This is a genomic window from Pedobacter duraquae, assembly GCF_004362245.1.
Taxonomy (GTDB): domain Bacteria; phylum Bacteroidota; class Bacteroidia; order Sphingobacteriales; family Sphingobacteriaceae; genus Pedobacter; species Pedobacter duraquae.
In genome coordinates this window covers 249,456-263,314 of sequence record NZ_SNWM01000001.1, presented here as the reverse complement: position 1 = coordinate 263,314, position 13,859 = coordinate 249,456, and the positions used below count along the sequence as shown (strand labels likewise).

The 13,859-nt window shown below is 42.2% G+C and carries 12 protein-coding genes; 7 read left to right on the top strand and 5 right to left on the bottom strand.

From position 1 onward, the window contains the following. Window positions 1-179 precede the first annotated feature (179 nt). A complete protein-coding gene (locus tag CLV32_RS01275; RefSeq protein WP_133551594.1) occupies window positions 180-968 on the bottom strand; it encodes a PhzF family phenazine biosynthesis protein in 789 nt (262 codons plus the stop codon). 144 nt (window positions 969-1,112) lie between these two features. Between CLV32_RS01275 and CLV32_RS01270 the strand changes: the two genes are divergently transcribed. The 3 genes from CLV32_RS01270 (at window position 1,113) to CLV32_RS01260 (ending at window position 4,800) form a co-directional block, all read left to right on the top strand. Further along, the gene (locus CLV32_RS01270; RefSeq protein ID WP_133551592.1) at window positions 1,113-2,348 is read left to right on the top strand and encodes a polysaccharide deacetylase family protein; all 1,236 of its coding nucleotides are present in this window, start codon (window positions 1,113-1,115) and stop codon (window positions 2,346-2,348) included. A gap of 124 nt (window positions 2,349-2,472) precedes the next feature. Continuing rightward, on the top strand, window positions 2,473-3,201 hold the full coding sequence (locus CLV32_RS01265) for an FISUMP domain-containing protein (protein ID WP_133551590.1): 729 nt from the start codon (window positions 2,473-2,475) through the stop codon (window positions 3,199-3,201). Window positions 3,202-3,450: 249 nt separating this feature from the next. Further along, the gene (locus CLV32_RS01260) at window positions 3,451-4,800 is read left to right on the top strand and encodes a PhoH family protein (protein ID WP_133551589.1); all 1,350 of its coding nucleotides are present in this window, start codon (window positions 3,451-3,453) and stop codon (window positions 4,798-4,800) included. Here CLV32_RS01260 and CLV32_RS01255 read toward each other — a convergent pair whose 3' ends face one another. Together CLV32_RS01255 and CLV32_RS01250 are read right to left on the bottom strand one after the other, a co-directional pair. Beyond that, window positions 4,801-5,022 carry a hypothetical protein gene (locus CLV32_RS01255; RefSeq protein WP_133551587.1) on the bottom strand — a complete coding sequence of 74 codons (222 nt, stop codon included), beginning with the start codon at window positions 5,020-5,022 and terminating at the stop codon, window positions 4,801-4,803. A 48-nt stretch (window positions 5,023-5,070) separates the two neighbouring features. Next, the gene (locus CLV32_RS01250) at window positions 5,071-5,937 is read right to left on the bottom strand and encodes an EamA family transporter (protein WP_133551585.1); all 867 of its coding nucleotides are present in this window, start codon (window positions 5,935-5,937) and stop codon (window positions 5,071-5,073) included. A 123-nt stretch (window positions 5,938-6,060) separates the two neighbouring features. Between CLV32_RS01250 and CLV32_RS01245 the strand changes: the two genes are divergently transcribed. Continuing rightward, complete coding sequence (locus CLV32_RS01245; protein WP_133551583.1) at window positions 6,061-7,224, top strand: MFS transporter; 1,164 nt, start codon at window positions 6,061-6,063, stop codon at window positions 7,222-7,224. Here CLV32_RS01245 and CLV32_RS01240 read toward each other — a convergent pair. After that, window positions 7,221-8,831 (bottom strand): L,D-transpeptidase family protein, encoded by a 1,611-nt coding sequence (locus CLV32_RS01240; protein ID WP_133551581.1) that lies wholly within the window; start codon window positions 8,829-8,831, stop codon window positions 7,221-7,223. The two genes, CLV32_RS01245 and CLV32_RS01240, sit on opposite strands and share 4 nt — an antisense overlap. 142 nt (window positions 8,832-8,973) lie before the next feature. Here CLV32_RS01240 and CLV32_RS01235 point away from each other — a divergent pair, with 142 nt between their 5' ends. From CLV32_RS01235 to CLV32_RS23215, 3 genes are all read left to right on the top strand, one after another. Next, on the top strand, window positions 8,974-9,594 hold the full coding sequence (locus CLV32_RS01235) for a phosphatase PAP2-related protein (RefSeq protein WP_133551579.1): 621 nt from the start codon (window positions 8,974-8,976) through the stop codon (window positions 9,592-9,594). A gap of 80 nt (window positions 9,595-9,674) precedes the next feature. Further along, the gene (locus CLV32_RS01230) at window positions 9,675-11,132 is read left to right on the top strand and encodes an aminoacyl-histidine dipeptidase (RefSeq protein WP_133551577.1); all 1,458 of its coding nucleotides are present in this window, start codon (window positions 9,675-9,677) and stop codon (window positions 11,130-11,132) included. A gap of 72 nt (window positions 11,133-11,204) precedes the next feature. Further along, the gene (locus tag CLV32_RS23215; RefSeq protein WP_208110932.1) at window positions 11,205-11,675 is read left to right on the top strand and encodes a hypothetical protein; all 471 of its coding nucleotides are present in this window, start codon (window positions 11,205-11,207) and stop codon (window positions 11,673-11,675) included. Here CLV32_RS23215 and CLV32_RS01220 read toward each other — a convergent pair whose 3' ends face one another. Beyond that, on the bottom strand, window positions 11,676-13,850 hold the full coding sequence (locus tag CLV32_RS01220) for an outer membrane beta-barrel family protein (RefSeq protein ID WP_133551575.1): 2,175 nt from the start codon (window positions 13,848-13,850) through the stop codon (window positions 11,676-11,678). It lies immediately after the preceding gene. Window positions 13,851-13,859 lie beyond the last annotated feature (9 nt).

Sequence of the window (13,859 nt, the reverse complement as noted above, 5' to 3'; positions counted from 1 at the left end):
AAAATTAGGATATAATATACTGATATCAAAACAACTCTGCAAAACATCGCTGGCAGATATGGTAGGTTTATAAATCTCAGTTTTTGAACTTTTTGATGTTGATAAGCTGTTAGTAACGTGTGCATATCATGTGATTAACCTGTTTATAAGTTAGTTGTGTCTTCTTTGTTAGACTATGGTTAAGCGATCCAGATTGAACCGATAGCATAAGTTCTCGCATAACCACTAATTAACACCCTTTCATCCTGATCTGAACAATACAGCGTGCCTGAGCGTTTAGAAACCTGTATGGCAACCATGTTCCGCTTGCCAAGTTGTTCTTTCCAGTAAGGAATTAGCGAACAATGTGCTGAGCCGGTTACAGGATCTTCGAGGATGGTTGACTGCGGTGTAAAGTATCTTGAGACAAAATCAGAATCATCGCCCTTCGCAGTAACAATTAAGCCACCAGGATCCAGATTTACAAGGTCGAAAATGTTTCTGTCGATTTTAATGTCTTTAATTTCCTGTTCGCTTTCGTAAATAAGGACATAATCCCTGGACTTTAAGGTTAACCTGGGTTGTATGTTCAATGCTTTACTGATATTTTCTGGGAGCTCTGCTGGAACAGGCTTCCTTGCTGGGAAATTTAACGAATAGCGATCATTTTCAATAGTAACAGTTAACAAGCCGCTTGCTGTTTTAAACGTGATCGTATTTTTACCGTAGTTCATGATCGTGTGCAGGACGTGCGCGGTTGCCAGCGTTGCGTGTCCGCATAAGTCCATTTCTATATCAGGTGTAAACCAGCGGAGATGGATGTGACTTCCATGATCTACAAAAAAAGCAGTTTCCGCTACGGCATTTTCTTTAGTTATGTTGAATAAAACTTCATCAGGAAGCCACTCTTTTAAGGGAACCACACATGCAGGGTTGCCCTTAAAAATCGTATCAGTAAATGCGTCGATTTGATATAGGTCTAATTTCAATTGCTAATTAAGTTTTTGTTCATGGTATAGTGTACATTCCATGTGTTCGGAACACCTTTACACATGAAATTGGCTTCAAATATCAAATAAAATGTTGATAATTGACCACGCTTTAAACAGTAATTAACGAGTTAAAAATCAAGTATGAAAATAGGTGTGTTGACGATAATCAGGATGATGGTTTGTTCATTGTTAATCGGTGGCAGCATTCAACCACTATATGCAAACGAATTAGCTGTAGGGTCGAACCCTGACGATCATAAGACGATACGGATCAAAATAAGGCTCAAATCTGCAGAGCCCTTTAAAATTAGCTTAGCTCCGTTGAAATATAACAAACATCTGGCTTTTAGTTTTACACTCGACGATGGGTACCGATCTGCGTATGCTACGGCATTTAAGCTGCTGAACGGGGGTGAAGTAAGCTCATCGCTGCCAGACGTATATCACAGTGACCAGGGTGGAGACGGATTGCATGGTCCAGGCCTGCATTTTTCAGATGGTTGCGGCAATCAGGTTCCATTCAAACTGGCTGTTGCTGTTAACGCCGGGTTGCTGCAGGACACATTAAAAAATCGTGGACGGCTATCCCTGGCTGAAGTTAAAGAAATGTTTGAATCGGGATGGGATCTTTTAAATCATGGGTATTACCACCGTACTAAGCATGGCACGGATTTTTATGAAGAGGTGTTCCAGAACAAAGCGTTCATAACGGAAAAACTTGGTTTTGCCATGACGCATTTCGTGGTGCCAGGTGGGGAACATGATGCTGGGTATGAGCATGAATATGAAAAAGATGCTTTTGTGACTGGCGCAGTATCTGTGGCATCTTATATTGGTAAAGGACCAATAATCCTAGTTGACAAGCCTGTAAATCTTAATAACATGATTTATGCGCGCAATTTTGTTCAAAGTGATCAAGGAAATGTTAACCTGGCAGCAGTAGATCGAAGTTTAAAACGGCTGGATTCTCTGATGAAGGACCCTAAAGCCATTTGGTATAATGAGTTTACGCACAGCGTTGGGAACGGAAATCTTTGGGGAATCAGTATGCTTTATCCAGAATTCAAATATTATATGACTTCCATAGAAAAAAAATATGGCCGGGCCGGTTCAGATCAAATCTGGATGGCTCCGTGGCAGGAGGTTTATGAATACCTGTGGTTGAGGGATCGCACAATGATATCATATCAACAGCGCGGGAAGGATGTCATTGTCACACTGAAGTTGCCCGCGGGAGCCACAGACCTTAGGCATTTAGCACTTTCATTAAATGTTCATATCAAATCTGCTTTTGTTGTCGAATCCATAGGAGCAGTAGCCACAGGATTAGCACAAGAGAATAATGGACTCAATTTAATCAATATACACTGTAAATAGAGCAAAGCTTGCTATGATCCTCTAGATGGAGCTAGCTTATGCTAGCTGTTTTAGTTAATTATTTACGAAACATTCGTAGTTCTGTGTTTTTTTTGTATATTTTAGCCAAGCTAATTTGCTCTATATGAAATTAAAAGGATTTAACGTCATCATCACCTTGCCTGTTTTGTTTTTGCTGTTTCCTGGTTACGTTGCCACAGCTGAACGGGAGTCGACCTTCACAGATCCAAGAGATGGCCATGTCTATAAAACCATAAAAATTGGTGATCAGACCTGGATGTCCGAAAATCTGGCATATCTTCCCTCAGTGGTTGGACCCGATGATCAAACGGACATTGACGGAGAAACTAAGCCTGCTTTTTATGTATATGGGTATGACGGTACTAATGTTTCAGAAGCAAAAGAAATGTTGACTTATGAAACGTATGGAGTACTGTATAGTTTCCTTGCCGCCAAAACTGCTTGTCCACCGGGCTGGCATCTTCCTTCTGAGCAGGAATGGAAAGTGTTAGAGAATTTCTTGGAGATCGCTACCGATCAGTCAAAATTCGTGGTGTTAAATAAAGCAGGTGCTGAGCATAAATTAATTAAAAGCACCGGATGGAAACAGCCGGCTGCCAACGTGGCTGGTTTTTCAGCATTGCCAGGGGGATTTAGAACTTCGGGCAATCCCCGTGCGGGCACAAAAGGATATTTTGCATATCTTAATGATGAGGCTTTTTTCTGGACGTCCACAGTTTACAAAGACAGTAAGTTGGCTGGTTGGAAGGGGATTAGCGCCAGTTCTAGTGGTATTTTTGGTTCTGTGCAGCGTTTTTCAAAAGGCTATTCCGTTCGTTGTATTAAAGACTAGTACAACGGATTTTAAATTTCGAAATTATTCAAATAACAAGAATCACCATGATAAGAGCCGACATAATCATTTGGTTTTAATAGTTTCATCTTTTTCTTCAGACAAGAGCAAGTATCAGTTAATATTGAAAGGATATTAGGAACTAATACATTCAGATTATCAGTTTATTAACTGCTTATATTTATAAAGCAACAGCATTATTGATCATATATCATCAACAAACGCATATTTTCATTAATTTTAAATGTTATGCGTAAAACCTCTGCCCGGCGTCCATCCACGCAAAAAAAAATCTTTGTCCTGGATACTTCAGTGATCTTATATGATCATACTGCTTTTAGTAACTTTCAGGAACATGATGTTGCCATTCCAATTCAGGTATTGGAAGAATTAGACAATATGAAGACTGGCAACGAGACGCGTAATGCAGAAGCGCGCAGTTTTATACGCTTGATTGATCAGGCATCGGGCAATCAGATTATGAATCAGTGGAACCCAATTGCGGGAACCAATGAGGGGCGGTTCAAAGTTGTTATGGACAACCATCCAGGGCAGGTAAATGCAGAGCAGGTTTTTGGGGCAGGAAAGATCGATCACCGAATATTGAACTCCGCACTAGGCTTGAAACAAGAATTTCCGGATAAGCAGGTTGTGCTTGTTTCAAAAGATATCTGCCTGCGCCTAAAAGCAAAATCATTGGATCTTTTTGCGGAGGATTACGAAACGGGAAAAGTGAAAAACCTGAATGAGTTGTATACCGGGCAGACTACTATGGCTAAGCTGCCTGAAGAACTATTTCTGGAACTGAGGTCTGCCGGCTCCATTAGCACAGAAACATTGGACATGTCGGCATCAGCAAGTAATAAGTTTATTTTATTAAAACACGGTCGCAAAACAGCTATGGCATATTACAATGCCGCAAAAGAACAGCTGGATGCAGTTAAATCGCAGCCGGTATTTCACATCACTCCAAGAAACTTCGAGCAGTCTTTTGCCATTCATGCTTTGCTAAATCCCGACTTAAAATTGATCACCATACAGGGTAAAGCGGGTACAGGGAAGACGTTGCTTGCTATAGCTGCGGCCCTTGAACAACGCAAGCTGTATAGGCAAATATACATTACCCGGCCTGTGGTGCCGCTGAGCAATAAGGATCTGGGCTTTTTGCCTGGTGACATTAAATCAAAGATGGATCCTTATATGGCGCCGATATGGGATAATCTCCGTTTTATTAAGGAACAACACGCAGATATGAAGTCGCAAGCCCGTATTGATGAGTTTGTCAATACAGAAAAGATTGTTGTTGCTCCGTTAGCCTATATCAGGGGCAGAACCCTTAGCCGGATCTTTTTTATCGTGGATGAGGCACAAAACCTGACGCCACACGAAATTAAAACGATAATTTCCAGGGCGGGAGAGGGTACCAAGATTGTTTTTACGGGAGACATTTACCAAATAGACACGCCATATCTTGACGCAGAGAGCAACGGGCTTTCTTATTTGATTGAGCATGCAAAAGATCATCCCCTTTATGCGCACATCACGCTGGAAAAAGGAGAGCGCAGCGAACTTGCGAATTTAGCGAATGACCTTTTATAGCTAATCTTCCTGTTCAGCGTTTTTTTCTTCCTGAGACGTTTCTGTCCTGGAAGTTGGATGCATATCGCCTGTTATATGATCTTCAACTTGATTTTCGTCATTGTCTGCCGATACATTCGCGTCAGGCAATTCGTCCTCTGCTTTACGTAAATATTCACGGTCTTCTTCTGGAATTTGCGCTTTAGGGTCTTTTTGCGGATCTGTAGTTTCGTCGTAATTCATGTCGATAGAGTTATGTTCCCTAAACAACAGCTTCCGGAAAGGTTTTGTTTACTGATCTTTTTGAGTCTTTGCGGTGAGTGCGGCGCCCAAACTTGCCAGTACAATCAGCATTACGGCGATCCACTCTTTTAAAGACAGCACCTCGTGAATAAATATCAAGCCACAGATCGCTGCTGCTGCCGGCTCCAGACTCATCAGGATACCGAATGTTTTCTTTGGTAGTTTATGCAATGCGCTCATCTCCAGGCTGAATGGGATGGCACTTGAAAGTAATGCCAGGGCAATGCCAGAGAGCGAAAGGCCAAGGGTAAGCTTTTCGAAGCCACCACTTGCCACACCAAAAGGAACGATGATGATAGAAGCAACGAGCATGCCGACCGTTACAGCAGTCCCCCCGGATATTACTTTAGACACAGCAGATCCCATGATAATATAACCTGCCCAGAAGGCGCCGGCAAGTAATGCAAGGCCTACGCCCATCGGGTCCAGGCCTTTAGCCGTCCACGGTGCAATCAAGGCAATTCCTCCTGCGGCAAGTACTACCCAGAGGTAATCGGTTTTACGTTTAGAACCCAGAACTGCGACAAGAAGGGGGCCTACAAATTCTAAGGCAACAGCCAGTCCTAATGGAATGCGTTCTGCAGCAAGGTAAAATACAAAATTCATGGCGCCAAGCATCAGTCCGTAGGGAATAACGGCCTTCCATTGCTTACCAGTCAATATTCGTAAATTTGGCCGGTTTACGGCCAATAATATCAAGGCCGAAATACCGATCCTGAGCGACGCCGTGCTGGCAGGACCTATTACAGGAAACAAACCTTTGGCAATAGCCGCACCACCCTGAACGCTAATGATAGCCAGAATTACAGCCGGTATAGGGGCCAAAATGGGTTTGCGCGTGGTGTTCGGTTCCATGGGAAAAATTGAATCGGCGAAGATAAAGATTAAAACTGCGTGATTTGACTTAAATCCGACTTTTAGTTATTTATAAAGCCTAATTTTGCATTGTGTAAATATTACACTATCTAAATTGTTCCCATGAAGAAAAGTTTGCTCGCGCTCACACTTGGCGGTCTTGGTATCGGCATCACAGAATTTGTAATGATGGGTTTATTACCTGATATTGCTGCCGACTTACATATCAGTATCCCACAGGCAGGGCACTTGATTTCTGCCTATGCCTTAGGTGTTGTGATCGGGGCGCCACTGTTGGTTGCCATAGCGGGAAGCTTTCCTCCGAAAAAAATATTATTGGCTTTGATGATCATGTTCACAGCTTTTAATGCATTTTCTGCTTTTGCTCCCGATTACATTTCCATGTTAGTGGCACGACTACTTGCCGGATTACCACATGGTGCATTTTTTGGTGTCGGATCAGTAGTAGCCAGCAGACTTGCCGAAAAAGGGAAAGAAGCACAGTCAGTTTCGATGATGTTTGCCGGGTTAACCATAGCGAATATCATTGGGGTGCCATTGGGCACGTACATCGGCCATGCTTACAGCTGGAGATATACATTTGTGATCATTGTGGCCGTTGGTTTGATTACATTACTCAGTCTTAAACTGTGGATGCCGGCTATGCCAGCAACCAAGGACAGAGATCTGAAAAAAGAACTTAGTTTCTTTAAACTTCCTGAAGCCTGGCTGATTATTGCAATGATTGCGATTGGCACGGGAGGTCTATTCTCCTGGTTCAGCTACATCGCTCCTTTATTAACCGACGTATCGGGCTTCAAATCTGAGACCATCACCTATATACTGGTACTGGCCGGTTTGGGGATGTTTGTCGGAAATTTCATTGGCGGTATCATGGCCGATAAGATTTCTCCCGCAAAGGCAAGTCTTGTGTTACTTTTCGCAATGTCTGTTGCATTGTTTATTATGCATTATACTTCTACTAACCAAGTGTTTACTTTGGTTATGACCTTTATTGCCGGCGCCTTAGCTTTCGCAGTAGCTGCGCCAATCCAGATGCTGATGATCAATACAGCGAAAGGATCTGAGATGATAGCGGGGGCGGTGAGTCAGGCCAGCTTTAACATTGGCAATGCTTTGGGCGCTTTTCTCGGTGGTCTTCCCCTGATCGCTGGCTACGATTATACTTCACCTGTTTGGGTGGGTAGTCTCCTTGCTTTTGCGGGTGGCGTTATTGCTTGGACATTAATTGCCCGTACCAGAAAACAGGTATTAGTTGCAGCTTAGTTAGTTTTGAATAACTGTGCACGAATCTTTGCATCGTGTCCATAAATATCATCCCTGAAGTTCAGTGACCCATCCTTGCTGACCCAGCTGGTAAAATAGGTTATGAATACTGGAACAGGTTTTTTTAAGGTAACCCAGGTTTCTTTGTTGAGGGTCATCGCCTTATTAATTTTATCAGAGGTCCAGTCGGGACGATCGGTAAGCAAATAATTAGCCAGTTGTTTTGGTGCCGCCAGACGGATGCAACCATGACTAAATGCCCTTGCGTTTTCCTGGAATAAAGATTTTGCCGGGGTATCGTGCAGATAGATGTTATATACGTTAGGGAAGAGGAATTTAACACGGCCCAGAGAATTGTTATTTCCTGGTTTTTGTCTGATGACAGGTAAACCATCCGCCGTTCCATTTTGTTCCATATTGCTCTGTGCCAGGTAGTTTCTATTGCGTCGGATGTTGGGTAAGATCTCTGCTTTGACAATACTTGGTGGCACATTCCAGTAGGGACTAAAAACAATGTTTTTTAAGGTATTGCTGAAGATGACAGTCTGGTGTGCAGACTTCCCAACTACTATGCCCATATTGATTACTTCTTTTTTCGCTTCAAAGACATGGAGTTTATATTCGGGGATATTTACCAGGATCACTTTATCTTCAGGAAAAAGCGGGATCCAGCGCATGCGTTCAAGATTGACGAGCATTTGTTCAATACGTTGCTGAATTGGTACATTTAAAGCTTTAATTAAAACCTTATCCGCAGTGCCCGTTTGCACCAGACCAAACTGCTTCTGTGCTCTCTTAACAGCGATAACAGTAGAATCATTGTATAAACCTGAGGTGTCTGTTGCAGCAAGATTGCCGTATTGTACCAATCGCAATTTGATAGCTCGGACTATAGTATCTGAATCATTTAACTTATATTTTGATTTTGCTGCCAGAATAGGTTCCCAGTTACCTTGTTTCTGCAGACCGTTCCATTTAAGTAAAGCTGCATTTAATGTTTTATAGTATTCATTGACAGGTTCCCATGAGTCGATATCTTTTCCTTTTTTAGCAACAAGGGAATCCAGTAAAGCGACGGCATCGACCTTCTTACGCGGAATGAACCATTGTAATGCTGCTGGATTAAGCTTTCCACCATATGCGTTGGTTACGAAGTTGAAGAAATGTTCGGTCAGCTGCAGCTCCAGTTGCGCTAATGCCGGGCTAACTTTAAGGATGGTAGTGTCTTTATCAATCAGGTTATCCAGACGCTTGTGCAGCTGCTGATCAAAAGCAGTACTGTCACGCGAAGTGCTAATATATTGCTTGTCCAATTCTGAAAATGATCTTGCTTGTTCTGCAAGTCCGTGTTCCGAGATCCAGGCGAACTGGAAATTCCTGCTGTTATAAAAGTTGCGAAGCCTGACAGCAGCACTGTCATCAAGTTTACCTTCAGTAATGAACTGTTCCATTTGTACACTATCCACATAGAGCTTGGTAACGGCATTTTTTGGTGTAATGGTTTGGTCGCGTTCCACCTTTGGCGGTTTCGGTTTACACTGACTGAAGGCGAGTGGAAATAACAATATTACTGCGTATCGGGCTATCTGAGGGCTGAATTTAGTCATAGGTTTTGTAATCTTTAATTGAAGGTAACGATTTTTAAAACATTCATAATTTTAATCTCATTTTAACCCATAATGTTAAGCGATTGTTAATTCAGTGTTTATATTTGTAACCTAAATATAAGCTAAAGCTGAGATTATTGTAATGCAGTCAAAGATTTTATCCTGGCAAATTGCCTGGGATGTACCGGCCTTCCGTGTGAAACTCCTTCTGGGACTGTTCTTTATGGGGCTGATCTTATTTTTACTGCCTGATTTTTTTCTTTATATCCAGGGTCGGGACGGTTTTGTAGTAAACGACTATGTTTTGCGTTCGATCCCAACTGAGGATGTATCAAACTGGATTTTTCTGGTGCTTTATCCCGCAATTGGCTTTTTCATCTGGCAGTTGATTGGGCATACTGAAATGTGTGTAACCGCACTCTGGGGCTACATATTTATGTGCTTAGCCAGGATGATCACGATCTCTTTAATTCCGCTGAGCGAACCGGTTGGACTTATGCATATGTCTGATCCTTTTTCCATTCTTTTTTATGGATCCAGTGTGATCACGAAAGATTTATTCTTCTCTGGCCATACAGCGACACTATGTTTGATTGGACTGTGTTTGGAAAATAAAGTTCAAAAACGCATTGTCTTCGTCGGCACTGCTGTACTCGGCGTGCTGTTATTGATTCAGCATATCCATTATACCATGGATGTTTTTGCTGCACCGGTTTTCAGTTACCTGTTCTGGTACCTTGGGAAAACTATTGCCAAGATATAAGGCAGATAATCCTTAATTTGCGACCATTATTAATTTAAACAATTACCTGCTATTGTTAGCGGGCTTAATTTATACCAGATATGGAAGTCAGAAATTTAGAACCATCATCACTTTGGAACAATTTTGCGGATTTAAACGCTGTTCCCCGGGCTTCTAAAAAAGAAGCCGAGGTTATCGCATTTATGGTTGCTTTTGGCAAAAAGCTTGGCCTTCAGACTGTACAAGATGCGATCGGCAATGTGGTGATCAAAAAGTCGGCAACCAAAGGCATGGAAAATCGTCAGACGGTAGTTCTGCAATCTCACTTAGATATGGTGCACCAGAAAAATGGGGACAAAGAATTTGATTTCGCTACTCAAGGCATCGAGATGTTTGTTGATGAAGATTGGGTTAAGGCGAGAGGCACAACATTGGGCGCCGATAATGGTATTGGTGTAGCAACAATTATGGCCATACTTGCTTCATCCGATATCGCTCATCCGGCATTGGAAGCAATGTTTACGATAGACGAAGAAACAGGTATGACAGGGGCGAAGGAACTTGATCCAGCCAATTTTTCCGGGAAAATCTTGTTGAACCTTGATACTGAAGAAGATGACGAACTGACTATTGGGTGTGCTGGTGGTATTGATACCAATACCAGTTACAATTACGATGCACAGCCGGCCAACACGGTGAGCACAAGCTACCAGATCACGATCAAAGGACTGATGGGAGGTCATTCCGGGATGGATATTCATAAGGGTAGGGCAAATGCCAATAAATTAATGAACAGGTTGTTGTATAGTTTAGTGCAAAAGGTTAACCTGCAATTAAGTAGTTTGGATGGTGGAAGCTTGCGCAATGCTATTCCCAGAGAATCCAATGCGGTAGTTGTTATCCCCCTTGATCAGGATGCACATTTTCAAAGCAGTCTGGCAGAGTTTATTGAAATCATCAAAACCGAATATCGGGCCATCGAAGCTGGTTTGCAAATTTCTGTTCTCGCTATTCCTGCTGCATTAAGCGTGATGGCGCATGAAGACCTGATTAAAGTACTTAATACAATTTATGCATTGCCAAACGGTGTTTTCCGCATGAGTCCTGATATTGCTAACCTGGTAGAAGCGTCTTCAAATTTGGCCAGGGTAGTGATCAAGGAGGGTTTATTTACGACACAGTCTTTACAGCGTAGCAGCGTGGAGAGTACTAAGACTGATGTTTCCAATTCCATTCGTGCTGCATTTGAAAATATGGGTGCTACGGTACAGCAGGGTGGAGATTACCCGGGCTGGAAACCCAATGCAGATTCTGATATTCTGCGCTTGATGGTGAAGTTATACGCCGAGTGTTTTTCTGCTGAACCCAAGGTAGAGGCTTGTCACGCAGGACTGGAATGCGGAATTATTGGTGGGCATTTGCCAGGTATGGATATGATTTCCTTTGGACCAACGATCCATGGTGCACATTCGCCTGATGAGCGGGTTCAGATTTCTTCAGTAAAGAAATTCTGGGGTTATTTATTGGCGGTACTGGAACAGATTCCTGAGAAAAATTAAGGGTAAAGCTTAGGAAGGCATTGTATTTGCGAGGAATCGCACGTACAATGCCTTTTTATTTGCTGTTAACCTATGAATGACACTATAGACCTTTGGAAAGCCAGAATTACTGAAAAGATCAATGCCCGCACTCTTGATTGGACCGATGCCGAAAAATTTAAGCTTGATTTGCCTTATTTGAAACACGTGACTAACCTGGTTGCCGACAAGCACCAAACGCAAACGGAGTTGGATGAGTTTGGTGAAAAGCTGGATCAGCTGATCACCTGGATACCAATTCGTGGTGAAGATGGAATGTTGGCTTATGGTCTTTATAGTAAGGAGCTTGCTGAATTCAAAAGTTTTGTAGGGCGCAAATATCAACTGGTACCTGCACGTCATTACGGACAATTATTTTTACCAATCGGAATCGCATTGGGTGTTTCATTTGGTTTGCTTTTTAAGAACCTGGCGCTAGGTCTCGCGTTGGGTGTGGCCATTGGCGTTGCTCTGGGAGCCGGTATGAAACGCAAAGCTGAAAAAGACGGCAGAATCATAGAATAATTAATAGCCTGCTCTTTTTTTCTCATCTTCTGATCCTGTATTTCTTTTTCTTGGTGCGCCAACTATGTTGCCGAGTTTCCAGGACATGCTTAGGGTTACACTTCTGGTGTCCGTCTGTTCTCTGAATCCGTTACGTTGATTTAAATAGTCGACATCAATCCGGTATGGATTTCCATTAAACAAGTCTGTCGCAGCCAAACGAATGGTACCTTTCCCTTTAGCGATATTCCGCCTGATCCCGGCGCTTAAATCGAAGGTGCTATTCAACTTATAGATTCCCTGTATAGTTGGAGAGGAATACCAACCACTTAATTCAGCCTTAAGTCCGGATTTGCTATGAATGTTAAATGAATTATTCATATTCGCATAGATACTTGCCACATCATAATCATAAGTTCCTTGTAAGTATCCTGATTTTTCTCGTTTATAGGTGCCCTGGACAAAATTATTAATCTCCCACCATTTTGCTATTCGTACAACTGCTGAAATAGCAAATCCGGTAGTGAGGCTGAGTTCTAAATTCTGTTGCGTATCATAAAAAAGCTTATTCTCGTTGTCTTGAACAGTTATATTACTAAAATAACCGCTGGTATTGCGATAAAATAAACTGAAGTTATACTCTTTTCTATAGGTATATCCGAGCTCTGCGCTGTGAATAAAAGCTGGTTGTAGCGTTGGATTACCAACCATATAACTATATGGACTTGTGTAATATTTAAATGGATTTAACCGGCCGTAGTCAGGTCGAGAAATCCGGTAGCCATAACTGAAATTCAAGTCATGATTATCAGTTAACTTATAGACGGCAAATAAAGTGGGAAATAGTTTCACATAACTATTTTTCTGGATGCTATTTAAGGTTAGTGAATGCCCTTTGGTGCGGGTGTATTCTGCACGCAGACCTACCTGATATTCCCATTTTGCAGAACTTCCAGCCATGCTGGAATAAGCTGCCGAGGTGTTTTCATCATAGATAAAATCGTCGCTACGATTTGCTACAAAAACAGGAGTTGAACTTGAATTATTGTAATATTTGTTGCTGTTGTTAGTGCTGATACCGCTGTATTTGATACCCGACTCTATGTTTAATGACTTAATTTTCCATGCGTAGTCTGCTTTGACCGACCAGATATCTATTTTCTGATTTGAAGTTGTGTTAATCCGGTAGGGATTTGATGCTTGTGTTCCGTCTGAAAGGAGGGACAGGTTGTTTACTGACTGGAATCTTGGACTACGGTATGGTACATAATCCAGGTCAATGTTTAGGCCACCGGTCATAGTATCTGTTTTCAGCTTATAATTAACATTGAAAGTATATTGATCTGTGGTTCCGCCAGAGTTATTATTAGTTTTTAACAAGGAGTCAGCAGTGCTTCTATGCGCATTGTAAATTGATGTACTTACGTTGTTGGTACGTTCATTGTCACCATTATAGCCGTTGATCAACAAACCAAGTACCTGTTTTTTATCAAGGTCGTAATCCAGTCCCATTCTGTAGGAATTTGCTGATCCAGACCTAATGCCATCCTTAATGTTGTCCCAATAAGAATAGTTGTCTGGACTTTCGTAGATGATATACTCTGTTTCACCTGCTTTCTTTTTCCTTCGACTATAGCCGTAATTTCCATAGATATTTAGCTTATCCTTGCGGTAGTTAAATATAGTACTGGCTGTAGAGCTACCATAAGTGGCCTGTGTATAAGCGCCGTTAAGTGTGACGTTGAGGCCATCCGTTTTATTTTTCTTGGAGATCAGTTGCAGTACAGCACCGCCATCGGCGTCGAAGCTGGCTGGCGGGTTACTGATCAGTTCGATCCTGGCTATCTGATCAGCAGGAAGACTACGCAGATAAGTGGCCAGGTTTTCGCCGGATAGTCGCAGAGGTTTTCCATCCATATAAACAACCACACTCTTATTGCCGGCAGTAATTCCACCATCAAAATTAGTCTGGACACTTGGTACTTTGGTGAGTGCGTCCCATACGTTCCCTCCGCTAGAAGAAATACTATTTTCCAGATTAAAAATCAGTCGATCTGCTTTCCTGACAATTAATGGCTTAACACCATTAATGGCAACTTCATCAAGTTTTTTTACTTCCGTTGTATCTGTTTTTTTCTTTTGTGCAAGCGCCAGGAAAGGCAGGCACATCATAATAAGGAGGGTGTAAGTTTTCATGAAGCAAAC

What these genes read in the sequence shown, in the direction of transcription:
- CLV32_RS01250 (WP_133551585.1), bottom strand. Translation starts at nt 5,937, where the DNA reads ATGGAACCGAACACCACGCGCAAACCCATTTTGGCCCCTATACCGGCT.
- CLV32_RS01260 (WP_133551589.1), top strand. Translation starts at nt 3,451, where the DNA reads ATGCGTAAAACCTCTGCCCGGCGTCCATCCACGCAAAAAAAAATCTTT.
- CLV32_RS01255 (WP_133551587.1), bottom strand. Translation starts at nt 5,022, where the DNA reads ATGAATTACGACGAAACTACAGATCCGCAAAAAGACCCTAAAGCGCAA.
- CLV32_RS01220 (WP_133551575.1), bottom strand. Translation starts at nt 13,850, where the DNA reads ATGAAAACTTACACCCTCCTTATTATGATGTGCCTGCCTTTCCTGGCG.
- CLV32_RS23215 (WP_208110932.1), top strand. Translation starts at nt 11,205, where the DNA reads ATGAATGACACTATAGACCTTTGGAAAGCCAGAATTACTGAAAAGATC.
- CLV32_RS01270 (WP_133551592.1), top strand. Translation starts at nt 1,113, where the DNA reads ATGAAAATAGGTGTGTTGACGATAATCAGGATGATGGTTTGTTCATTG.
- CLV32_RS01245 (WP_133551583.1), top strand. Translation starts at nt 6,061, where the DNA reads ATGAAGAAAAGTTTGCTCGCGCTCACACTTGGCGGTCTTGGTATCGGC.
- CLV32_RS01230 (WP_133551577.1), top strand. Translation starts at nt 9,675, where the DNA reads ATGGAAGTCAGAAATTTAGAACCATCATCACTTTGGAACAATTTTGCG.
- CLV32_RS01235 (WP_133551579.1), top strand. Translation starts at nt 8,974, where the DNA reads ATGCAGTCAAAGATTTTATCCTGGCAAATTGCCTGGGATGTACCGGCC.
- CLV32_RS01265 (WP_133551590.1), top strand. Translation starts at nt 2,473, where the DNA reads ATGAAATTAAAAGGATTTAACGTCATCATCACCTTGCCTGTTTTGTTT.
- CLV32_RS01240 (WP_133551581.1), bottom strand. Translation starts at nt 8,831, where the DNA reads ATGACTAAATTCAGCCCTCAGATAGCCCGATACGCAGTAATATTGTTA.